At 40.6% G+C, this 23,591-nt stretch carries 20 protein-coding genes and 1 pseudogene; 16 read left to right on the top strand and 5 right to left on the bottom strand.

Translation table 11 applies throughout. The annotated features are described in order from the left end of the window. The first annotated feature begins 119 nt into the window (after positions 1 to 119). From yidC to mnmG, 4 genes are all read left to right on the top strand, one after another. Positions 120 to 1,406: a membrane protein insertase YidC gene (gene yidC / locus LIZ66_RS08400; protein ID WP_195700067.1), complete on the top strand. Its 1,287-nt coding sequence runs from the start codon at positions 120 to 122 to the stop codon at positions 1,404 to 1,406. Between the two features lie 28 nt (positions 1,407 to 1,434). Continuing rightward, on the top strand, positions 1,435 to 2,412 hold the full coding sequence (gene jag, locus LIZ66_RS08395) for an RNA-binding cell elongation regulator Jag/EloR (RefSeq protein ID WP_118580817.1): 978 nt from the start codon (positions 1,435 to 1,437) through the stop codon (positions 2,410 to 2,412). A gap of 400 nt (positions 2,413 to 2,812) precedes the next feature. After that, complete coding sequence (mnmE, locus tag LIZ66_RS08390; protein WP_227200706.1) at positions 2,813 to 4,186, top strand: tRNA uridine-5-carboxymethylaminomethyl(34) synthesis GTPase MnmE; 1,374 nt, start codon at positions 2,813 to 2,815, stop codon at positions 4,184 to 4,186. 52 nt (positions 4,187 to 4,238) lie between these two features. Beyond that, complete coding sequence (gene mnmG / locus LIZ66_RS08385; protein ID WP_227200707.1) at positions 4,239 to 6,125, top strand: tRNA uridine-5-carboxymethylaminomethyl(34) synthesis enzyme MnmG; 1,887 nt, start codon at positions 4,239 to 4,241, stop codon at positions 6,123 to 6,125. Here mnmG and LIZ66_RS19230 read toward each other — a convergent pair. Continuing rightward, positions 6,063 to 6,266, bottom strand: a pseudogene (locus tag LIZ66_RS19230) (DUF6783 domain-containing protein); the annotation flags it as partial. The gene mnmG and the pseudogene LIZ66_RS19230 overlap by 63 nt on opposite strands. Here LIZ66_RS19230 and LIZ66_RS19225 point away from each other — a divergent pair. Together LIZ66_RS19225 and rsmG are read left to right on the top strand one after the other, a co-directional pair. Continuing rightward, on the top strand, positions 6,204 to 6,347 hold the full coding sequence (locus LIZ66_RS19225) for a DUF6783 domain-containing protein (protein ID WP_306797078.1): 144 nt from the start codon (positions 6,204 to 6,206) through the stop codon (positions 6,345 to 6,347). The pseudogene LIZ66_RS19230 and the gene LIZ66_RS19225 overlap by 63 nt on opposite strands. A gap of 183 nt (positions 6,348 to 6,530) precedes the next feature. After that, positions 6,531 to 7,265 (top strand): 16S rRNA (guanine(527)-N(7))-methyltransferase RsmG, encoded by a 735-nt coding sequence (rsmG, locus tag LIZ66_RS08380; protein WP_195700059.1) that lies wholly within the window; start codon positions 6,531 to 6,533, stop codon positions 7,263 to 7,265. A gap of 109 nt (positions 7,266 to 7,374) precedes the next feature. On the opposite strand, the gene LIZ66_RS19940 is transcribed toward rsmG, so the two are convergent. Continuing rightward, on the bottom strand, positions 7,375 to 7,641 hold the full coding sequence (locus LIZ66_RS19940) for a DUF6783 domain-containing protein (RefSeq protein WP_368369460.1): 267 nt from the start codon (positions 7,639 to 7,641) through the stop codon (positions 7,375 to 7,377). 130 nt (positions 7,642 to 7,771) lie between these two features. On the opposite strand from LIZ66_RS19940, the gene LIZ66_RS08375 reads away from it, so the two are divergent. Genes LIZ66_RS08375 through LIZ66_RS08360 form a run of 4 tightly spaced genes read left to right on the top strand, consistent with a single transcriptional unit; the run spans position 7,772 to position 13,384 of the window. Next, positions 7,772 to 8,938, top strand: a complete 1,167-nt coding sequence (locus LIZ66_RS08375; RefSeq protein ID WP_173716649.1) for an ABC transporter ATP-binding protein — start codon at positions 7,772 to 7,774, stop codon at positions 8,936 to 8,938. 3 nt (positions 8,939 to 8,941) lie between these two features. Beyond that, positions 8,942 to 9,805: an ABC transporter permease gene (locus LIZ66_RS08370; RefSeq protein ID WP_173716648.1), complete on the top strand. Its 864-nt coding sequence runs from the start codon at positions 8,942 to 8,944 to the stop codon at positions 9,803 to 9,805. Positions 9,806 to 9,818: 13 nt separating this feature from the next. After that, the gene (locus LIZ66_RS08365; protein WP_227200708.1) at positions 9,819 to 11,357 is read left to right on the top strand and encodes a GldG family protein; all 1,539 of its coding nucleotides are present in this window, start codon (positions 9,819 to 9,821) and stop codon (positions 11,355 to 11,357) included. Beyond that, complete coding sequence (locus tag LIZ66_RS08360; protein ID WP_226837760.1) at positions 11,357 to 13,384, top strand: DUF4340 domain-containing protein; 2,028 nt, start codon at positions 11,357 to 11,359, stop codon at positions 13,382 to 13,384. Before LIZ66_RS08365 ends, LIZ66_RS08360 begins: the two co-directional genes overlap by 1 nt. A gap of 154 nt (positions 13,385 to 13,538) precedes the next feature. On the opposite strand, the gene LIZ66_RS19935 is transcribed toward LIZ66_RS08360, so the two are convergent. From LIZ66_RS19935 to LIZ66_RS08355, 3 genes are all read right to left on the bottom strand, one after another. After that, positions 13,539 to 13,652, bottom strand: coding sequence for a DUF6783 domain-containing protein (locus LIZ66_RS19935; protein WP_408611517.1), 114 nt, complete (start codon positions 13,650 to 13,652; stop codon positions 13,539 to 13,541). A gap of 43 nt (positions 13,653 to 13,695) precedes the next feature. Further along, complete coding sequence (locus LIZ66_RS19220) at positions 13,696 to 13,872, bottom strand: DUF6783 domain-containing protein (RefSeq protein ID WP_408611515.1); 177 nt, start codon at positions 13,870 to 13,872, stop codon at positions 13,696 to 13,698. A gap of 867 nt (positions 13,873 to 14,739) precedes the next feature. Further along, positions 14,740 to 15,693, bottom strand: coding sequence for an alpha/beta fold hydrolase (locus LIZ66_RS08355; RefSeq protein ID WP_173718485.1), 954 nt, complete (start codon positions 15,691 to 15,693; stop codon positions 14,740 to 14,742). A 1,459-nt stretch (positions 15,694 to 17,152) separates the two neighbouring features. Between LIZ66_RS08355 and LIZ66_RS08350 the strand changes: the two genes are divergently transcribed. The 6 genes from LIZ66_RS08350 to LIZ66_RS08325 all read left to right on the top strand — a co-directional run bounded on the left by LIZ66_RS08350 (position 17,153) and on the right by LIZ66_RS08325 (position 23,478). Then, positions 17,153 to 17,920 carry a ParA family protein gene (locus LIZ66_RS08350; protein ID WP_148463060.1) on the top strand — a complete coding sequence of 256 codons (768 nt, stop codon included), beginning with the start codon at positions 17,153 to 17,155 and terminating at the stop codon, positions 17,918 to 17,920. Next, entirely contained in the window at positions 17,920 to 18,921 is a 1,002-nt protein-coding gene (locus LIZ66_RS08345; protein ID WP_226837761.1) for a ParB/RepB/Spo0J family partition protein, read from the top strand. The genes LIZ66_RS08350 and LIZ66_RS08345 overlap by 1 nt, the downstream gene beginning before the upstream one ends. Before the next feature lie 9 nt (positions 18,922 to 18,930). After that, positions 18,931 to 19,455, top strand: coding sequence for a DUF4446 family protein (locus LIZ66_RS08340; protein WP_118580781.1), 525 nt, complete (start codon positions 18,931 to 18,933; stop codon positions 19,453 to 19,455). 196 nt (positions 19,456 to 19,651) lie between these two features. Continuing rightward, positions 19,652 to 20,944 carry a serine--tRNA ligase gene (gene serS, locus LIZ66_RS08335; protein WP_148463062.1) on the top strand — a complete coding sequence of 431 codons (1,293 nt, stop codon included), beginning with the start codon at positions 19,652 to 19,654 and terminating at the stop codon, positions 20,942 to 20,944. Positions 20,945 to 21,136: 192 nt separating this feature from the next. Beyond that, positions 21,137 to 22,009, top strand: a complete 873-nt coding sequence (locus LIZ66_RS08330) for a DUF3881 family protein (protein WP_227200709.1) — start codon at positions 21,137 to 21,139, stop codon at positions 22,007 to 22,009. Between the two features lie 281 nt (positions 22,010 to 22,290). Continuing rightward, positions 22,291 to 23,478 (top strand): YgeY family selenium metabolism-linked hydrolase, encoded by a 1,188-nt coding sequence (locus tag LIZ66_RS08325; protein WP_227200710.1) that lies wholly within the window; start codon positions 22,291 to 22,293, stop codon positions 23,476 to 23,478. Positions 23,479 to 23,591 lie beyond the last annotated feature (113 nt).

Here is a 23,591-nt window from a genome sequence, read left to right as displayed (position 1 = left end):
TGTACTGAAACAGATAGTGTACAATAAATGACACTTTAAACTGATTTTCAGCACAAAAACTCAAACTTTGACAATTGAATAGTTACACCGAAAAAGCCTAGGAGGAAACAAACTTGGATATGATTTTATTAACGAAGAGCAGTGTCCCGATTATTGGACAGGTTGCTTCTATTATGGGCTGGATCATGGACGGGATTTACAGAGTTCTTGATCTGGTGGGTATTCAGAACCTGGGTCTTTGTATCATTATCTTCAGTATTATTATTTATGCACTGATGACACCATTGCAGGTTAAACAGCAGAAGTTTTCTAAGTTAAGCTCTGTTATGCAGCCTGAGCTTCAGAAGATACAGAAGAAATACAAAGATAAAAAAGACCAGGCGTCCGTGCAGAAAATGCAGGAAGAAACTCAGCTTGTATATCAGAAATACGGTGTTTCACCTACCGGCAGCTGTGTGCAGCTGTTGATCCAGTTTCCTGTCCTGATGGCATTATGGCAGGTTATTTACAAAATTCCTGGTTATGTTGGCAGTGTAAAGAATGTTTTCACAGGCCTTGTTGATCAGATCACAAGCGTAAGTGGCTACACAGACCTGATCCAGAGCTTTATCACAGACAATAAGATGACTCGTGTACAGCTGGCGCTGGATAACGGAAAAGCGACCAGTAATTCTGTCATCGATTTCCTTTATGCATTATCTCCATCTCAGTGGAAAGATCTTGCATCAATGGATCAGTTTAAGGGATTTGCAGATACCATTAACACCACGTCTGCAGAAATTTCCAAAATGCAGAATTTCTGTGGATTAAACATTGCAGATCAGCCTTTGAATTACATTAAGGCTGCTTTTGAGGGAGCATCTATTGCACTGGCAATCGCTGCACTTCTGATTCCTATTCTTGCATGGGCGACTCAGGTACTGAACTATAAGCTTATGCCACAGGCTACTTCATCTGCTGAAGGAGCTGTTGATACAATGCAGGCTTCCATGAAGACTATGAATACGGTTATGCCGCTTATGTCAGCAGTATTCTGTTTCACATTCCCGGTAGGTCTTGGTATTTACTGGATCGCAAGTGCGGTTGTAAGAAGTGCTCAGCAGTGGTTTATCAATCGTCATCTTGATAAGATGGATATCAATGATCTGGTAAACGAGAACATGAAGAAGATGGAGAAACAGCGTACGAAGGAAGGACTTCCGCCGCAGAAGATCACCAATCAGGCAAATCAGTCTACTAAGAATATCAATACCAAGATTGATAAAGGTTCCAGTAACACAAACGCAGAAGAGAGAGCCAGAAAAGTAGAGGAATCCTACCAGAATGCAAGAAATGCAAAACCTGGAAGTATTACAGCAAAAGCAAATATGGTCAGGGATTTTGACGAGAGAAACAAGAAGAAGTAATTGTTGTCGGGAACGGAGGGTTTCATAGATGGAGGAGTTTATCCAGTTTTCAGCAAAAACGAAAAATGAAGCAATCACCAAGGCGTGCATCGAATTAGGTGTTTCCAGTGATCAGCTGGAAATTGAAGTGGTTTCTGAAGGTAGTTCCGGATTTTTTGGCATCGGAAGCAAACCGGCAATCATTAAAGCACGCAAGATCAATACAGTTTCTGAAGAGGATGAGATACAGGAAATCGTTGATACTGTTAAAGTGGATGCGATTAAGGAAGAGCAGAATAGAAAGCCTGCCAAACCTTTTGTAAAAGCTGAGAAACCAGCACCAAAGAGTGAGCCGGTGAAAGAAAAAGCACCTGTAAAAGAGGCGAAAGAGCCAAAGCCTTTTAAAGAGCCAAAAGAAAAACAGCCGCGCCAGCCGAAGGAGAAACCTTTTAAGGAGCGTCCTGTAAAAGAAAAACCGGCAAAAGAAAAAATGCCGAAAGAGCCAAGAGAAGAGAAGCCGAAACAGTCCAAACCTGTTGAGATCATCACAGATCCGGCAGAGATCAAAGAAGTGGAAGAGAGAGCAATTGTTTTCCTTCGCGACGTATTTGCATCTATGAATCTTGGTGAAGTGGAGATCACTTCCAAATACAACACAAATGACGGTTGTCTGGAAGTTGCTTTTGAAGGAGAGGATATGGGAATTCTCATCGGTAAGAGAGGACAGACCCTTGACTCCCTTCAGTATCTTACAAGCCTTGTTGTAAATAAGGGCAAAGCAAACTATATCAGAGTAAAGCTCGATACAGAAGATTACCGCAGACGTCGTAAAGAGACTCTGGAGAATCTTGCAAGAGGAATTGCCTACAAGGTTAAGAAGACCAGAAAGCCAGTTGTACTTGAGCCGATGAACCCATATGAGAGAAGAATCATTCACTCAGCGCTTCAGGGTAATAAGTATGTGGAGACTGTCAGCGAAGGCGAAGAGCCGTATCGTCATGTGGTTGTAAAATTAAAAAGATGGTAAATCTTGCATAAAACATCTGAATGTGTTATAAAAGATTTGCAGAATGAATAAGAGGTTATTCCAGGTGAAAGATGGAAGAACTGAAGCGTTATGCTTTTGTTTTAATATCTTTCCCTGGGGTAACTTTTTTTGTATAATAAAATAAGATGATAGGAGTGTCAAAAAGTCTTTTGCCACTCATTTGATACCCAGGATTGCGATCCAGCTACGCTGTTCCCACAATCCTCCAAATATTCGAAATCCGCTGATTTATTACGTAAATCGCTGCTTTCTCATATTTGGCGTGTCCCAGGTTCAAACGCCTCGTGCAAGCATGAACGACTTTTTGACCTTTTGACACTGGTATTATAAGATGTGTTAAGTTTATAATTTGGATTGTAATTTACATGGAGGAAATCACATGAATACAACGATTGCAGCGATATCTACTGCTGTGAGTGCTTCGGGAATCGGAATCATTCGAATCAGCGGCCCGGAAGCCATGGACGTTATATCCCGCATTTACCGTTCCAAGGGCGGGAAAAAGAAAATTAAAGAAGTGCCCACCCACACCATTCATTATGGTTATATCTATGACGGGGAAGAAATTGTGGATGAAGTTCTGGTCATGGTCATGCGCGCACCCAAAACATTCACAGGAGAAGATACCGTGGAGATTGATTGTCACGGTGGTGTCTATGCTATGAACCGGGTTCTGGAAACGGTTTTGAAAAACGGCGCCAAGATTGCTGGCCCCGGAGAGTTTACCAAGAGAGCCTTCTTAAATGGCAGGCTGGATCTTTCCCAGGCAGAGGCAGTTATGGATGTGATCCAGGCGAAAAATGAATATGCGTTGAAAAGCTCCATGAGTCAGCTGAAAGGTTCTGTACAGAAGACCATCAAGGAGATTCGAAGCGACCTGATCTACGAGATTGCTTTTATCGAGTCTGCTCTGGATGATCCGGAGCACATCAGTCTGGAGGGATATCCACAGAAATTACATGGAATTGTGGAAAAAGAGCAGAAATCCATTGAAGAGTTGTTGAAAACCTCCACAGATGGCAAGATCATCCGGGAAGGAATTGAGACGGTTATCGTGGGTAAGCCAAATGCAGGTAAGTCCTCCCTGTTAAACCTTCTTGTAGGGGAAAATAAGGCCATTGTAACGGATATTGAGGGTACTACAAGAGATATTCTGGAGGAGTATATTACTCTTCATGGAATTACGCTGAAAATTGTGGATACGGCAGGCATCCGCGAGACAGAGGATGTGGTGGAGAAAATCGGTGTTTCCAGAGCCCGGGAGGTTGCAAAAGGTGCAGATCTGGTGTTATACGTAGTAGACAGCTCTACACCGCTTGATGAAAATGATGAAGAAATCATTGAAATGCTGAAAGACAGAAAAGCAATTGTACTGTACAATAAAACAGATCTTGTTTCGGCTGTGAGTATGGAGGCATTAAAGGAGAAAATCAACCATCCTCTCATTCCGATTTCTGCGAAAGAGGAGACTGGAATTGCCCAGCTGGCGGATACCATTAAGAGTATGTTTTTTAGTGGGAAAATCTCTTTTAACGATGAGGTTTATATTACAAATGCCCGTCACAAAGAGGCACTGGAAGAGGCAGAAGAGAGTCTTGCAATGGTAAAACAGAGTATTGAGGATGGCATGCCGGAAGACTTCTTTTCCATTGATCTGATGGCTGCTTATGGAAGCCTTGGAAAGATCACAGGAGAGGAAGTTGGGGAAGATCTGGTGAATGAGATATTTAGTAAGTTTTGTATGGGTAAGTAGTGGCAGAGGGACGCGATAATATATGAATGAGTGTGTTATAGAGGAGATAAAAATGAAACATTTAGAGGAGAATTATGACATAGTAGTGGTCGGTGCTGGACATGCTGGCTGTGAGGCAGCGTTGGCTGGGGCGAGATTGGGATTGAGTACGATCATGTTTACGGTAAGTGCAGAGAGTATTGCGCTGATGCCTTGTAACCCAAATGTAGGCGGTAGTTCAAAGGGACATCTGGTCCGTGAGTTGGATGCTCTTGGCGGTGAGATGGGAAAAAATATTGACAAGACTTTTATTCAGTCAAAAATGCTGAATTGTTCCAAGGGTCCGGCGGTACATTCCCTTCGTGCTCAGGCAGATAAGCAAGCATATAGCAACGAAATGAGAAAAACACTGGAGAACCAGGAGAACCTGACTATCCGCCAGGGAGAGGTAACAAAGCTTCTGGTAGAGGATGGTAAGATCACTGGTGTAAGGACTTATTCCGGTGCTATTTATCACTGTAAGGCGGTTATTTTGTGTACAGGAACCTATCTGAAGGCACGTTGTATTTATGGGGATGTAAGCAATTATGCAGGTCCAAATGGACTGCAGGCAGCCAATTATCTGACTGATTCTCTGAAAGAACTGGGAATTGAAATGTTCCGTTTCAAGACTGGAACACCTGCTAGAATCGCAGGAAATACTATAGATTATAGTAAGATGGAAGAGCAGTTTGGTGATGAGAGAGTAGTGCCATTTTCTTTTTCCACAGATCCGGAGGATGTGCAGATCGAGCAGAAATCCTGCTGGCTGACTTATACCAATGAGACTACCCATGATATTATCCGTGCCAATCTGGATCGTTCCCCGTTGTATTCTGGTATGATCGAGGGAACTGGTCCACGTTATTGCCCGTCTATTGAGGATAAAGTAGTTCGTTTTGCAGATAAAAAAAGACATCAGGTGTTTATTGAGCCAGAGGGAATGTACACAAATGAGATGTACATTGGCGGTATGTCCAGCTCTTTGCCGGAAGATGTGCAGGAGGAAATGTACCACAGCGTACCAGGCCTTGAGCATGCAAAAATTGTGAAGAATGCTTATGCTATTGAGTACGATTGTATTAATCCAAGACAGCTTTATCCAACGCTGGAGTTTAAGAAAATTAAAGGTCTTTTCAGTGGCGGACAGTTTAATGGAAGTTCAGGTTACGAGGAGGCAGCAGCCCAGGGACTGATCGCTGGTATCAATGCAGCCATGGAAGTGCTGGGAAAAGAGCAGCTGATCCTGGATCGTTCTGAGGCTTATATCGGTGTTCTCATTGATGATCTGGTTACAAAAGAGAACCATGAGCCATACCGTATGATGACCAGCCGTGCCGAGTACCGTCTACTTCTCCGTCAGGATAATGCGGATCTGAGACTTCGTAAAAAGGGCTGGGAGGTAGGTCTTGTAGATGACGAAACCTATGCAAAAGTAGTGGAAAAAGAACGCTTGATAGCGGAAGAAATCCAGCGTGTGGAGAATACAAATGTGGGTATGACAGAGGCAGTTCAGAGCCTTCTGGAAAGCAAAGAAAGCACACCACTTAAGTCAGGAATCAGTCTTGCAGAGCTGATCCGCAGACCGGAGCTTTCCTATGCAGATGTGACTCCTATTGATAAGAACCGCCCTGAACTTGCCTGGGATGTGCAGGAGCAGGTAAACATTAATATTAAATACGACGGTTATATCCGCCGCCAGATGAAGCAGGTAGAGCAGTTTAAGAAGCTGGAAGCCAAGAAGATTCCAGAGGATCTGGACTATGAGAAAGTAAAGAGCCTGCGCATTGAGGCACGGCAGAAACTGGAACTTTACAGACCTGTTTCCATTGGACAGGCATCCCGAATTTCCGGTGTTTCACCGGCGGATATTTCGGTGCTGCTGGTTTATATGGAGCAGTATGGGAAGGAGCGTCACTAAACGGACGCGTTTCTGCAAGTAATATTCCACGCAGGTCGGTTGGGCACTAGAGCGTGTTTGAAAAAGGCTTTCTGCAAGATGTGTGTCACAATTTGTGGGAGATTTTGTTCGGATAAGGGCGCCGTAGCGGGCTACGGCAACCGAATTCGGGCAAAATCTCCCGCAAAGTGGGGCGTGCAGATTGCGGAAATGATTTTTCAAACACGCTCTACGGTGAAATAACTGGTAACTACGACTAAGACGCTTGGGAGAGACCTCTCGTCTAAGTCGACCTGACCAGTGGATTTCACCTTCGTTAAAAACGCACCTGAAATGACCTGCTAAAGAATATTACTTGCAAAAACGCTGTGTATTAGCAACTGGAAAGTAAAAAAAATAAGTAGTTTGAGGTATAAGGAGAAGTTTATGGAATATGATTTAACCCTCTTTGAGAAAGGACTTGAAGAGCTTGGAATTGCTCTGTCCCAGGAGCAGAAGAAGCAGTTTATCACTTATTATGAGTACCTTGTAGAGAAAAATAAGGTAATGAATTTAACTGCAATTACCGAGTACAACGAGGTGATTTTAAAGCATTTTCTTGACAGTTTATCTATCGTAAAAGTAGGCAGTTTTGACCAGAAAAAGCTGGCGGGAAAGTCCGTGATCGATATCGGAACCGGCGCTGGTTTCCCTGGAATCCCGCTGAAAATTGCTTTTCCGGAGCTTAAAATCACCCTTCTGGATTCTTTGAATAAAAGGGTGAATTTCCTTAATGAAGTAATCGAAATGCTTGGTTTAAAAGACGTAACAGCGCTTCACGGAAGAGCCGAAGACTACGCGAAACAGAAGGAACACAGAGAAAAATACGACTTCTGTGTCTCCCGCGCAGTAGCCAATTTAAGCACCCTTTCCGAGTATTGTATCCCCTTTGTAAAAGAAGGTGGCAGCTTTATTTCTTATAAATCCGGCAAGATTGATGAAGAGCTTGCGCAGGCAGAAAATGCTGTGAAAATCCTTGGTGGAAAAGTTCAGGATGTAGTGAAATTTCCACTTATGGACACGGATATGGATCGTTCTTTTGTGGTGATCAAGAAGATGAAACCGACCGCCAAGAAGTACCCCAGGAAGGCTGGCTTGCCGGCGAAGGAGCCGCTGGCGTAGAATATGTGTTAATATTAAGATAACTTTAGTCCTGAAAGAGGAAGAAATCCGTACTATATTTCTCTCCGATAATATCGGCGATTTTTTCTGAGATAACATAGGTTCTGTCTCAATCACTTTCAAAGGAATTGTCTTCATTGGGAATAGTTTGGTTAGTAGCTTGGTTAGTGTGATTAACCAAGCTACTAACCAAACTCTTAAACATAACCATAATATCCTCACACTTAATCGTATATTCTGGCATAGGATTTCCAGCTTCCTCGCAACTGTCTTTGATTTTTCCTATTCCACATCCCCGTGCCTTAGAGCGTGTCTGAAAAATCATTCCCGCAATCTGCACGCCCCACTTTGCGGAATGTATTTTATTTTGGGACACATTTCCAACACAAAATAATCACATATTTCTCACATAATTATCTAAATTTCCTCACAGGTTGCACATAAAATAATCATAGATAGATGCATGGGATAAGCCATGCATCTGCAACTTGAAGGAGGTAAGAAACTTGATTGAAGTAAAAAATCTGGTAAAACGCTACGGCGATCACACCGCTGTAGACCACCTTTCTTTTGAAATAGAGAAAGGCAAGATTTATGGTTTCCTGGGCCCCAACGGCGCCGGAAAATCCACAACCATGAATATGATAACCGGCTATATTGCATCTACCGAGGGAACAGTAGTCATAGACGGTCATGATATTCTGGAAGAACCTGAGGAGGCAAAAAAATGCATCGGATATCTACCCGAAATGCCGCCCCTTTATTTTGATATGACCGTTCTGGAATATCTGAAATTCGTAGCAGATCTGAAGAAAATTCCTAAAGATAAAAAAGCCACTATGATTGAAGAAATCATGGACATGGTAAAGATTACTGACATGAAAAATCGTCTGATCAAGAACCTTTCTAAAGGTTACAGACAGAGGGTTGGTATTGCGCAGGCTGTGCTTGGTTACCCGGAGGTTATTATTCTGGATGAGCCGACTGTCGGTCTTGACCCAAAACAGATCAACGAAATCCGCGATCTGATCAAAGGCCTGAAACAGAAACACACCGTTATCCTTAGCTCCCATATTTTGTCCGAAGTCAGCGCCGTTTGCGACTACGTGCTGATCATTTCCCATGGAAAACTGGTAGCCAGCGATACCCCTGAGAATCTGGGAAAACTGGCAGCAGGCTCAAACAACCTGAATCTGCTTGTAAAAGGTCAGAAAGACACTATCAGAGCCGCTCTGGAGGCCGTAGAAGGGGTAAAAGAGGTTACGGTAAAGAAAAGCCCGGAGGAAGGCGTATACGCCATTACAGTGGGAACAGAAGAGAATATGGATGTGCGTGAAAAAGTGTTCTACAGTATGGTAAATGCCAGCTGTCCGATCCTTGAAATGCAGTCTAAGAAAGTTTCTCTGGAGGAGATCTTCCTTGAACTTACAGAGAGCGAGAAAAAAGATAAAGATGCGTCAGGAAAAAAATCCGGAAAATCTTTCTTTAAGACGGCAGCAGATGCTAAGAAGTATTTGAATGAGAAAAACGAAGATACTGTCCCTGATAATGGACTTGAAGAAAAAGAGTTTGATGAATCGGGCGAAGTATCCAATGATGTGTCAGATAATGGACTGTCTGGTGATAAACAGGATAGTTTTGCCGCATCTGAGGAAGAAAAGGGGGAAGAGTAAACCATGCTTGCTATTTATAAAAGAGAGCTGAAAAGCTACCTGACCTCCATGGTCGGCTACCTGTTTATGTTTTTTGTGTTGCTGATCGCAGGTATTTACTTTTCAGCGTACCAGCTTTCAGCTGCTTATCCGAAATTTGAATATACTTTAAATGCCATGACCTTTGTGTTTCTGATTGCAGTGCCGATCCTGACCATGCGTGTACTTGCTGAGGAAAGAAAGCAGAAAACAGACCAGCTTCTGCTTACTTCTCCAGTATCTGTATCCGGCATCGTAATGGGAAAATATCTTGCACTTGTGACTATTTATGCAATCCCTATTGCAGTTCTGGCAACCTATCCGCTGATCATGTCAAAGTTCGGAACCGTTGCATTTGGCTCTGCGTACACAGCACTCCTTGGATTTTTCCTTCTGGGAAGTGCAAACATTGCGATCGGCGTATTTTTCTCAGCAATCACTGAGAGCCAGGTAATTGCAGCAGTTCTTACCTTTGTATTTTTATTTGCTTTTTATATGATGAATGGAATTTCTTCCTTTTTCTCAGAGACGGCAATGTCTACATGTGTGACATTTGGCATTCTGATCATAGCGCTTAGCCTTATGATCTACAGTATGATTAAAAATGCAGTGATCTCAGGTGTTGTCTGCGTGATTGGAGAAGTGGCACTGGTAATCGTTTACGTTGTAAAATCCAGCGTGTTTGAAGGAGGAATCCAGAAGGTTCTTGAAGTGTTTAACTTAAGTTCACACTTTGAAAACTTTACAAACAGTATTTTTGATGTGACTGGAGTTCTTTATTTCCTGTCTGTCATTGCCATTTGTATATTCCTTACCATGCAGACAATTTTGAAGAGACGTTGGAATTAAGGAGGTGGGGAAAATGTTTTTTAAGAAGAAAAATGATAACAATATTGACGATAACGATAAAAACGTAATTAATATCGAAAGCGTCGAAAATAATAACAATAATAACAAAAAAGAAAAACGAAAATTTAAAGACAGTATTAATAAAAAGTACTTGAAAAATGGAAGCTACAGTTCTGTTATGATTGTTGTTTTCGTTGCTATCATTATTGTTATAAATATGATTGTAGGAAATCTTCCTTCAAAGTATACGCAGCTGGATATCAGCTCCGAGAAAATTTACACCATCGGTGATGAGACAAAAGCGATGCTGAAAGATCTGGACAAGGATGTAACCATATATCAGATCGCCCAGAGCGGAAGTGAGGATGAGACTATCAGTAATCTGCTTCAAAGATATGCAGATGAATCTGATCATATTAAGGTGGAACAGAAAGATCCAGTGGTCAATCCTAAATTTGTCAGTGAATACACCAGTGACAACCTTTCCTCTAATAGCTTAATTGTTGTATGCGGAGACAGAAATAAGGTTGTAAATTATAACAATATTTACGAATCTACAATGGATTACAACACATACAGTTATCAGACAACAGGCTTCGACGGCGAAGGTCAGATCACAAGTGCCATTGCATATGTAACCAGTGAAAACCTGCCGGTATTGTATACATTAGAGGGACATGGAGAGCAGGAGCTTGATTCTACGATCAAGGAAGATATTGAGAAAGCAAACATGGAAATCAAATCCCTGAATCTGCTTACAGAGGGAAGCGTTCCAGAGGATGCCAGCTGTCTGCTGATTGATTCTCCTACAACAGATATCTCAGAGGATGAGAAGACTGCATTGATCGATTATCTGGAAAATGGTGGAAAAGCAATGATTTTCTCCGATTACACAGGAGAAAAAATGGAAAACTTTGATGCAGTGCTGGAAAACTACGGAGTAAGCAGAGTAGATGGCCTGGTATTTGAGGGCGATGCACAGCATTATGCCGCGCAGATGCCTTACTACCTGGTTCCAACTGTAAACAGCACAGATATTACATCTGATGTTGCTTCTTCTGGATATTACATCTTGATGCCTTATGCGCAGGGAATCCGGAAATCTGATGACGTGAGAGACACTGTAAATATTGAAAGTCTTCTTACAACTTCCGACAGCGCATATTCAAAGACAGATTTGAACAGCGGTTCTCTTGAAAAGGAAGACGGTGATGTGGATGGTCCATTTGACCTGGGTGTCAGCATTACAGAGACTGTAGATGATGATAAAGAGACTCATATTATTTATTATTCCACATCAAACCTGCTGCAGAGCCAGATCAATCAGATGGTTTCTGGTGGAAATGAGAAACTTGTGATGGCTTCTTTAAGTTCTCTGGTAGACACAGAAGACAGTACAACAGTTTCTATCCCATCAAAGAGTCTGGAAGTATCTTATCTGACTTTGACAGCATATGATGCAAGCTTCTGGAAAATCTGTACCATTGGTCTGATTCCTGGAGCATTCCTGTTGATTGGATTTATGATTTGGTTAAAGAGGAGAAAAGCCTGATGAAGAAAAAATCAGTAAATCTTATTACAGCAGTGGGCGTTTTGGTTGTCCTCAGCGGCGCATACGTAGGCGTAAAAGCCTACGTAGCCAAGCAGGAGGCCGCGGATACTGAAAGTGCGGAGGAAGAAAATCCGGAAATTATTTCCATAGCGTCTGCTGATGTGAAATCAATAAAATTTGTAATTGATAAAAAAGAAGTTACCTTTGAAAAAGATGGAGATTCCTGGGTGAAAAGTGATGAAACTGGTTTCCCGGTAGATCAGGATAAAATCGATACACTGGTCAGCTCCCTGAATTCTATAAAAGCGGAAAGAACACTGGAAAATGTGGAGGATGCATCAGAATATGAACTGGATCAGCCGGATAACACGATCACGGTTACCACAGAAGATGGGGAAACGACAGTAATCCAGCTTGGAATGGAGAATGATTCCACAAGTCAGGAATACATTGACTTGAACAAGGATTCTTCTACAGTTTATGTAGTAAGCAATTCCACGTTTTCTTCTTTTGAGGGAACTTTGTACGACTTTGCAAAAAGCGGCGTTTTCCCAACTGTGGATTCCTCTACGGTCAGCAAAATTTCTGTAGATGGAAAAGATTCTTCCTATGTTGTAGAGAAAGATGAAAATAATTTCTGGAATATTACTGGTGATGGAGAGACTGAGAAAGCAGATTCTGCGAAGGCAACTTCCTTAGCCAGTACATTATCCAGTGTGGCTTATGCAAGTTATGTAAATTATAACTGCGCAGAAGATGAGCTCTCTCAGTACGGATTAGATAAGCCGTATGCAGAGATTACAGTGGATTATCAGGAGAAAGTTGAGAAAGAGTCCTCTGATGATGAAAACGAGGCTGAAAATGGCGATGAGGAGGTCTCAGAGGCATCTGGGGATGAGAACCAGGCGGATGAAAATGCGGATTCTGAAACAGATGGAAGCGAAAGCTTGGATGAAGATGCGGATTCTGAGACAAATGGAAGCGAAAGCTCAGATGAAGATGTGGATGTGGCAGACACAGAAGATTCAGAAGCTGTAGAAAATGAGAATACAGATGAAACAGCAGATGACAACGTCGAAGCAGAAGATACAGATGTAACTGAATCAGATGACGAGGCTGGGGTGGAAACTACAGATACTGAGTCCGCAGAAAGTTCTGAAGATTCAGAACCGGAAACTGAAATGGTTGACAGAGAACTTGTAATTCAGGTTGGAGATCAATCTTCAGATGGTGGAAGATATGTTCGGGTAAATGATAGCAACGAAATTTATACAATATCCGAGGATTCTCTTGATACTTTCCTTGGAAAAACAAATGCTGATTTCTGGGATTTGACAGTAAGCTATTTATCTGCAAATAATCTGGATACTCTGGATGTGAACTACGGAGGAGAAGATTATATCGTAAATGTTTCACGTGAAACATCTGAGGATGAAAACGTAGAAACATCGAATAATGAGACGGAAGATGAAGATACAACAGATAGTACCAGCAGTGATGTTGCCGACGGCAACGATGTAGAGGGAAATGCTGCTGATGATAACACTTCATCAGGTGATTTGACCGGCGAAGATACTGAAAATACAGATGACAGTTCTTCTACTGCAAGCACCACAAGTTCAACCAGTGTAACCTTATCTTATACACTAAATGGAAAAAATCTGGACAGCACAACATTTACAACGTTCTACAATAAGCTGATCAACATGACAGCGCAGAAACGTCTGACTGATGAATTTAAGTCCAATACAGATCCGGAAATGACTGTGAAATTTACAGATATAGATGGAAATGAAATGGAAGTGGAGTATTATTCCTATGATACAAATTACTATGCCGCTGTTATAAACAAAAAAGTATATCTGGTAAATAAAATGACAGTAAAAGAACTGTTTCAGGCATTTGAATCTGTAACTGGTGAGAAAGAGGAAAACGAAAAAGCTGAGACAACAGATCCTGAAACAAATGCTTCTACAGATAATGCTGAAACAGAAACGACAGAGGCTTCAGAGGATGCTGAAGAGTAGTAGTAGCTGAAAAAATGATAAAAAAAGATCTTTGCCTGTGAAAAAAACAGGACAAGGATCTTTTTTACTATTTGAAAAAACTGTTGAATTGCCTGTTACATAAGAATTCTACTGGATATGAATATGCGCGTACATCGTTTTGCAAATAACGATATCAATCAAGCTGGATGCGTGAAGTTGAAGGTGCAGATGGAAAAAATGTGTGGCGGGCTACGCCAGAGCGTGTATGAAAAATCATTCCTGCAATCTGCACGCCTTGCTTTGCTATATATCTCGGATTCAGTCGCCGTGGTTCACTACAGCAACTGAATTTAAGTTAAAGTTCCTGTGAATTGTGACATATATTTAAAAATCATTCTTGCAATCTGCGTGCCAAATTTTGCAGTATATTTTGTCTGAATTCGGTTGTCGCAGCTCGCTACGACAACCGAATTCGGGCGAAATCTCCCATAAATTATGATGCACATCTTGCAGAAAGCCTTTTCCAAACACTCTCTGATCTGCTGACATTTCAAATGGTATGAAATATGTAATTAACGTTGGCTATTTTATCTGTTTGAATTTTTATATGCATTGTTTGTTTGAAAATGAATTTTAAAATCTTTGATTTTTACTCATATGGTTTTGCATTAGCCGACTATATAAAAAGTCCGAAAATAGAAACTTTGCTTTTGCTTTCTGAAATATTACGGTAAATATAAAATGTAATAATAACTTTTATAAAATAAAAACCTACTAAAACAAACAATAAAGTCCAATAAATGACACTTAACTACACGATAATGCAACAAAGACCTACTTAATGTACTTTGAACAACAAAACAGGCAAATGAACAGTAAAAATCCTCTGAAAAATATATTGTTATGTAAAAATATACTTTTAAACAATTCTGATTAAAACAAAAAGATTGTATAAAGATAAAATAGAACAGCGCATAATTGAAAAAATAACAAAATAATAACAAAACAATACGAAAAGAGCTCTGAGATGTATTTGAAAATCATTTCTCAATCCACACCCCCCACTTTGCAGAAAGCCTTTTTCAAACACTCTCTGGGATGTATCAAAAAAACATTTTCGCAATCCGCACACCTTACTTTGTGGTATATATTCCTGAATTTGGCTGCCATAGTTCGCTACGGCAACCTCATCCTCATCCTGGTCAAAGTCCCACAAATTGTGACGTACATCTTGTAGAAAGCTTTTTTAATATGCTCTGGAAATATAGAAAGAACAGGAAAAGCATAAAGCATAATAAATTATTATTACAAAAACAAAAAAACTTCGGGATTATATTATACAATCTCGAAGCTTTTTATTCTGCTTTGAAGGCATATCTATATCTTTATTTTAATTAAAAGAATGCACCAACCTGCTCAAGAAAAGCTTCTACATTCTCAATATGTGGAAAATGCTTGGAACATGGAATGGTTGCTGACTCAATTGCTGGATTTACTTTCTGATAAGCTTCTACAATTGCAGCACCATTTGGCTCATCTTCACCTTCTACGATATAAATGCTGTTATCAATTGATTCTACAGCATGGCGAATGTTGATATTCATATATTTAGCACTTTGGCTGGAGTATAGGCATTTTGCATAATAACCACCTTTGTGTGCAGCTTCATAATATGCATCCAGGACATCTTTGTCTACATGGAATGGATTATAATAAAGCTTATCAAGGAAGAAATCATTAATTGTTTCACGTGAAACAATTATATGGTAGATAAAGGTTCCAAATATAGGCAGTTCGATAAAAAATTTGAATAATTTATCCTTTTTTGTGGTAGTTTGGGCAAGAGAAATCATGCTTACCGGATTAATAAACATGATTTTATTAATGCTTTCTTTATCGTAAGCAGCGGCAGTAGTAACAAATGAACATGAGAAACCACTTGCAATGATGTCGGTTTTCTCTTTAATTACATTTTTTATAAAATCGCAAATGATTTGTACGAAGAGAAAATTTGTATATGTAATTCCTGCTTTTTCCGAACGTCCGCAACCTAATAGATCAAGGGTATATACGGTGTGCTCTTGAGCAAGCTGATCCTCAACACGAGACCATTCGTATCCACTGGCTCCAGGCATTGTATCATGAATAAGAAGAAGAGGAGAGCCTTTTCCCTTCTTGGTATAATAAATTTTTCCAAAACGCCAATTATAATAGTTGTGATTGGAAAAATCAAGCATTTCTTTTAACTGGGAAGAGGCAACAATCACTCTATTGGTGAGATGGATGACACCAGCGGCAATCGTAGTCAACGCGGCCAGAGTCAGAATTTTATGTTTAGTGTCTTTCATTTTATAGAGGACCTCCTTTGGGTTTGTATGTATATTATACGCCAAAGAGGCTGATTTTACAATGTTTTTTGACGTATAAATGGGAATTGACAGAATACTGGGCTACTGTTCACTTCGTTCACAGTAACACGCTTTGCGATGCACAGAAAGACGAACCTTCTTGTGACAAGCACAAGAGGTAGCGTTTGCTGCGCAAACTTAATTCTCGGGGGTTCTGTGAATTTTTTTCACAAAAAACACCTCGCGGAGCATCACTGGTGAACAGCAACAATACTGATTGCTACTCATTTCGTGACCAGTAACATGCTTCACGAAAAAAGACATATTATTTGCTTTTGATAACCTGTTTAGATATGGTTGATATTTCGCGGTTTTATTGGCTTTACCAAACCTATAACTTATTTAATGTGTTGGTCGTTATCCCGGACGCGATTTCACAATGTATATTCACCGCCGCGCGTCGCAACGTTCCGGCAAGCTAATGACTAACTGCGACTAAGACGCTCAGGAGAGCCTTCGCGCCTAAATCTCCGTAAGTCATGGATCTCACCTCCACTAAAACCGCTCCTGAAATGCGCGGCTTGCGAATATACATTGCAAAATTGCTTGATGCTGGAAAGGGAAGAAAGAAACAGTAACGATAACAACGGGAGTGGGGGAAGTAATTGGTATCCCGCAACTTTATTGTTTTTTGCGAATCTATCGTTGCCAAGAAAGTGTAGGGAAAACAATCACTCCCACTCCCCTCTTCATTAAAAGTTCTTATCAACCAGCAAGTCTCAGCCAGTACACAGCATTTGGGCAATGTGTATTACTCCAGCGAGCCATTTCAGGCGCGCTCTTAGCGTAAGCGATTAGTTTGCTGGAGCGTTGCGCCGGCGAGTGAGTAATACACATTGTCCAAATGCGTCCGTATTGAAGAACTTTTAATCAACTAAATAGCAATAGAAAATAATAATAATTTTTTATATGTTGACTTCCAACAAATACATTCCAAAAAATGTTTAAAATCCCACAGTTAGGGTTATAATTAATAAGAAGATAAAAATAGACAATATTTTTATGAAAAGAAATGCCATTTTCTATGTTTCACGTGAAACATTATGTGGCGAGATAAATTTAAAAGTGTTATAATAGCAATAGTTATATGATAAGATTGCAGAACCTGTAGGATGGTGGTGTAATCTATAAACTTTGGTTATTGTGTGCAATTAAAATTTGCAAAATGTTTCACGTGAAACATTTTTATGTAATAAGAAATTCTGCTAAAATTTTCTATTGCATAAAAAGCCCTACCAGGTAGGATTACACTGTGGCAGAAAGTTAGATGGCGCTCGAGGTGCCCCGCCGTAGGTGGAGAATCCTGCAAGCAGGCTTCTTTTTTACAATTAAACATGTTGCTTTTTATAAAAATGTTGTGTGAACAGTAACCTAAATAATATGAAAGGGAGGGTTGATATTGGGCAGAACGATTGCGGTTGCTAATCAGAAAGGCGGCGTTGGCAAATCTACCACAGCCATTAATCTTTCTGCATGCCTGGCAGAACAGGGAAAAAAGGTTCTGACAATTGACATGGATCCTCAGGGAAACACTACCAGTGGATTAGGTGTTGATAAAAATGAAGTAGAAGATACCTTGTATGAACTTCTGGTAGGACAGTCCGATGTTGAGAAGACGATTGTCAAAGATGTAGTAGAAAATGTAGATTTGATACCATCAAATGTAAATCTGTCTGGCGCAGAGATTGAGCTTGTTGGTATTGATAATAAAGAATACATATTGAAAGAGATTACTGACAAAATAAAGAATAATTATGATTATATTATTATTGATTGTCCCCCATCTCTGAATATGCTTACTATTAATGCACTTACTGCTGCGACATCTGTTTTGGTTCCGATTCAGTGTGAGTACTATGCATTGGAAGGATTATCACAGCTGATACATACTATTGATCTGGTAAAGGACAGGCTGAATAATGATCTTGAGATTGAGGGCGTTGTGTTTACTATGTATGATGCCCGTACAAATTTATCGCTGCAGGTAGTAGAGAATGTTAAGGAAAATCTTCAGCAGAATATTTACAAGACCATTATTCCGAGAAATGTCAGACTGGCAGAAGCTCCAAGTTACGGACAGCCGATTACTCTTTATGATCCGAGATCCACAGGAGCAGAAGCTTATCGCCTTCTTGCGGAAGAAGTGATAAACAGGGAGGTTGAGTAATGGCAGTTAAGAAGAAAGGTCTTGGAAGAGGTCTGGATGCTCTTTTCCCGGAGAAGTCAGTGAAGCCAGCTGAAAAAAAAACAGAGCAAAAGCCAGTTGCCACAAATGAAAGCTTACATCAGCAGGAAGAAGGTTCTTTGAATGCTTCAGCAGTGAAGAGTGCTGCAGAAACAAAAGATACAGCACAAGCTGCAGTAGTTGAAGAACCGAAGAAATCTGAAATGCTTGTAAAGATTTCAAAGGTAGAGCCAAACAGAACTCAGCCACGCAAGCAGTTTGATGAGGATGCTTTACTGGAATTATCTGAATCAATTAAGCAGTTTGGCATCTTACAGCCACTTCTGGTTTCGGATAAAGGCGATTACTATGAGATTATTGCAGGCGAGAGAAGATGGAGAGCAGCCAAACTTGCCGGATTGAAAGAAGTTCCGGTAATCATTAAGGAATTTAATGATCAGCAGGTAGTTGAGATTTCCCTGATTGAAAATATTCAGCGGGAAGACTTAAATCCAATAGAGGAAGCGATGGCCTATAAGCGCCTGATCGATGAATTTAAGCTGAAACAGGATAATATTGCAGAACGCGTTTCTAAGAGCAGAACTGCAGTGACTAATTCCCTTCGCCTTTTGAAATTGGATGAAAGAGTTCAGCAGATGCTGATTGATGAGATGATTTCAGCTGGGCATGCTCGTGCAATTCTTGCAATTACAGACAAGGATAAGCAGACAAGTGTGGCAATGAAGGTTTTTGATGAGAAATTAAGCGTTCGAGAGACTGAAAAACTGGTAAAACATATTGTGGAGCCACCGAAGAAAACTCAGAAGCCGGTAAATACAGCTGAAGATGCGATTTACGAGAGTCTCGAGGAGAAAATGAAGGGCATTATGGGAACCCGGGTTTTTATCCACAGAAAGAAAAATAATAAAGGTAAAATTGAAATTGAATATTATTCCAGAGATGAACTGGAAAGAATCATTGAGTTGTTTGAATCAATAAGATAAGGAGAGTGCATGAGCAGTATTTTTGACAGCCTGGGAATTGACCCGGGTATCATTATTATTTTACTGCTGATTCTGACCATCGTTCTGGCGGTGAATGTATTCAGCAGCAAAATGAGGCTTAGCCGTTTGGAACGTAAATACAAAATGTTCATGAAAGGCAGTGACGCACAATCTCTTGAGAAAGTTTTTGTACGAAAATTCGCCCAGATTGACCGCCTTTATGAAGCAAAAGAGGATCATGAGCACGACATCAGCTTTATCAAACATCATTTGGAATCTATGTTCAGCAAATATGGAGTTGAAAAGTATGATGCGTTCGATGATGTAGGCGGAAAACTCAGTTTTGCACTGGCTTTGTTGGATCAGGATAATTCCGGAGTAATTTTGAATGCAGTACACAGCAGAGACAATTGCTTCCTTTATCTGAAAGAAATTGTAAAGGGAGAGTCCTATGTAATGTTGAGCCAGGAAGAACTTGAAGCCCTTAGAAAAGCTGTAAATTTTGGCTTGGAAAATATCGAAAAAGATGAGTAAACTGGTTGCTGCGAATAGTTGGTAAAAAGCGAATATAATCCATAAAAAACAGCGAAAAATGACAAAATTGTTATAAAAATAAATAGTGATGACAATATTGTTATAAAACAAAACAGATACTTGCTGCAAAAAGAGATATGGAAAAATAAAACAGATATTTGCCATAAAAAATAAAGTATCAGTACAGGAGGAAGACATGTTAGACATTAAATTTGTGAGAGAGAACCCGGAAATCGTAAAGCAGAACATCCGCAATAAATTCCAGGACAGCAAACTGGAGCTGGTTGACAAGGTTCTGGAGTTGGATAAGGAAAACCGCGAGATCAAACAGGAAGTAGAAGCTCTTCGTGCAGAGAGAAATAAAATTTCCAAACAGATTGGTGCTCTTATGGGCCAGGGAAAGAAGGATGAAGCAGAGGAAGTTAAGAAACAGGTTGCAGCTTCCGGTGAGCGTATTGAGGAACTTTCCAAGAGAGAGAAAGAAGTTGAGGAAGAGCTTCTGAAGGATATGATGGTAATCCCGAATATCATTGACCCATCTGTACCGATTGGTAAAGATGACAGCGAGAACGTTGAGATTGAGAAATTTGGTGAGCCTGTTGTTCCGGATTTCGAAGTTCCGTATCATACAGAAATCATGGAAGCTTTTGACGGAATCGACCTTGATAGCGCAAGACGTGTTGCTGGTAATGGTTTCTATTATCTGATGGGTGATATCGCAAGACTTCATTCTGCTGTTATTGCATATGCACGTGATTTCATGATTAACAGAGGATTCACATACTGTGTACCGCCGTTCATGATCAGAAGTAACGTTGTTACAGGTGTTATGAGCTTCGCTGAGATGGATGCCATGATGTACAAGATCGAAGGTGAGGATCTGTACCTGATCGGAACCAGTGAGCATTCTATGATTGGTAAATTTATTGACCAGATCATTCCGGAAGAAGAGCTTCCAAAAACTCTTACAAGTTATTCTCCATGCTTCCGTAAAGAGAAAGGTGCTCATGGACTTGAAGAGAGAGGCGTTTACCGTATCCACCAGTTTGAGAAGCAGGAGATGATCGTAGTTTGCAATCCAGAGGACAGCAAGATGTGGTTTGACAAACTGTGGCAGAACACTGTTGATCTGTTTCGTTCCCTAGATATTCCGGTTCGTACACTGGAATGCTGCTCTGGTGACCTGGCAGACCTGAAAGTGAAATCCCTGGATGTTGAAGCATGGTCTCCAAGACAGAAGAAATACTTTGAGGTAGGAAGCTGCTCCAACCTTGGTGATGCACAGGCACGTCGTCTGAAAATCCGTGTAAACGGAAAAGATGGCAAGAAATATCTTGCTCATACTCTTAATAACACAGTTGTTGCTCCGCCAAGAATGCTGATCGCGTTCCTTGAGAACAACCTGAATGCAGATGGAAGCGTAAATATTCCAGTTGCCCTTCAGCCATACATGGGTGGAATGACAAAAATCGAGAAAAAGTCCAAATAATTGGACTTAAAAATGAAATAGCATAAAAATACCAAAAATTGGACTTTGAGCTGAAAATAGTAATAGATTAAAAGTAAATGATCTGAAAATAGTAATAGATCAAAAGTAAAATATCAGATGGTCCGGAGAATATCAGAATATCTGAAAAGTTGTTTGATTTGCAATAAGACTGCTTAACAGGGAGGTGATAATGTGCATAGTTATTTAAGAACTGTTGGCTTTTCAAAGGTAAAGTCACGTAAAGAAATGCAGGAAATCATTCAGGATGTGATAAATACTTACGATGAGAAAATTGCAGTGGAGAATCATCCGGATGGAGTTTTTGTACAATATTCCAAGAATTATGGCTGTGACTGTGGAATAACAGTCTGTGGACAGTATGATGAAGACAATGAGTTTCACGTAGAATATTCATTTCCGTTCTTTCGCGGCACAGGAATCACCTCTCAGGAGAGTGTAGTCGTGGAGAGACACGCAGAAAAAGAGTCTTATGCAGGGGCGTGTGATGACATGCGCCTTGGCGTGACTTTGATCTTTTATCTTCAGAATCCTGCAGAATATATGCTGGAGAAGTATAAGGGGAATGTGCGTGAAGGACAGCCACTGACGATTACAGGACTGGCAAGAGAAGGGAAGATCCTTTTTTCGGTTCAGAAAGATAAAGAAGCTGTAAAAGTAGAGCGAGAGCTGACAAAAAACCGCAATAATCTGATCGCGGCTGCCAGAAATGGTGATGAAGAAGCCATGGAAGACCTTACGATGGAAGATATGGATATGTATTCCATGATTTCTGAGCGTATTGTTACAGATGATGTGTTGACAATTGTGGATACCTGTTTTATGCCTCATGGAATTGAATGTGATCAGTATAGTGTGATGGGCGAAATCGTGGATTTTGTGAATTTTAAGAACATTCTCACTGGTGAGAAACTGTGCCAGATGACTATCGAGTGCAATGATATCCAGTTCGATGTGTGTATAAACTGTGCGGATCTGCTGGGCGAACCGGCTGTGGGACGCAGATTTAAGGGGCTGATTTGGCTGCAGGGGCAGCTGCATTTTTAGACGAATCTTTAGATTCATATTTATAGACTAATTTAAGTTAAGTTATAAAACACAATCTCAAAGTTAATAAAAAAGCTCTTGACAACTTCGAAAAAAGCTCCTATAATGCAGAACCATCAAAAAGCAAACGAAACTACAAAGGCGTAGAACACTTCAATGTGTCTGCGCCTTTTTCAGACTAAAAAACAATTTTTTTACGAGGCGGAAATTAACTATGAAAAAATTGAAAACAATTTTAATGGGACTGAGAACTAATCTTGGTGCAACACAGGTATTGGTAGATGATAAGTGAAAAATGGGACGAAAAAGTAATTGAGCTGGCAAAAAGTCTGATAAACTGTCAGAGCTATTCAGGACACGAGGATAAAGCGGCGGAAGCTTTAAAGGCGTATATGAAAGAGACCGGTGTTTTCGATGAGATAGAAACTGACTGCTACGGAAATGTGATCGGTCATATTAAAGGAAAAAATCCTGGTTCGAAAGTCCTGTTTGATGGACATATAGACACGGTTCCAGTTGGAAATTTAAAGGATTGGAAACATGATCCATTTCATGCAGTTGTTGAAGATGGAAAGCTTTATGGCAGAGGAGCTGCTGATATGAAAGGTGCGGTAGCTGCATTTACAGTTGCTGCGCATAGATATGCGGTGGAAAATGAAAAAAATTTTGCCGGAGATGTATATGTGGCAGGTGTTGTGCATGAAGAATGCTTCGAAGGTGTTGCCGCGCGAAAAATAAGTGAGAAAGTGAAAACGGATTATGTGGTAATTGGTGAAGCTTCTGAAATGAATTTGAAGGTAGGCCAGCGTGGCCGTGCGGAAATTGTGGTTGAGACCTTTGGTGTACCGGCACATTCAGCAAACCCGGAAAAGGGCGTAAATGCAGTATATAAAATGTGTGAGGCCATTCAGGCTATCCGCAAGATCGAACCGCCTGTCCAGGATAAACTGGGAAAAGGAATCCTGGAGCTGACAGACGTAAAATCTTCCCCATATCCAGGAGCCTCCGTTGTTCCGGAATACTGCCGTGCAACCTATGACCGCAGACTTCTGGTAGGTGAAACCAAGGAAAGCGTGCTTCAGCCAATCATTGAAAAAATGGAAGAGCTGAAGAAAAAGGATCCGCAGTTTTCCTATAAGGTTTCTTATGCAGTGGGAAAAGAGGAATGCTACACCGGAGAAAAAATCCAGGGAGAACGTTTTTTCCCAGGCTGGCTGTTTGGCGCAGAAGAGGAGTGGGTGGCAAAAATAAAATCCGAACTGGAAAAAGAGGGTTTTTCTCCAGAGGTAACTACCTACAATTTCTGTACAAATGGAAGTCATTATGCAGGAGAAGCAGGCATCCGTACTATTGGAATGGGACCTGCAAGGGAAAATCTGGCGCATACCATTGATGAATATGCGGAGGTGGAAGATCTGACAAATGTATTCAGATGTTATGTGGGGATTATGAAGGCGTTGTTGGGATGATGTATAGCTTTCGGTAAAGTGAAGAAATAATGTGAAAATGATAGAAAAGGCATTCTTTTTTGAGTATACTATTACTTGGAAGGGAGTGCTTTTTTATGATTATTGATAGGCTT

Origin of the sequence: Blautia faecis, from assembly GCF_020554845.1 — a bacterium.
Lineage (GTDB): Bacteria > Bacillota > Clostridia > Lachnospirales > Lachnospiraceae > Blautia_A > Blautia_A faecis.
The sequence above is the reverse complement of the archived record's forward strand: the minus strand, read 5'-3'. Positions and strand labels throughout refer to the sequence as shown.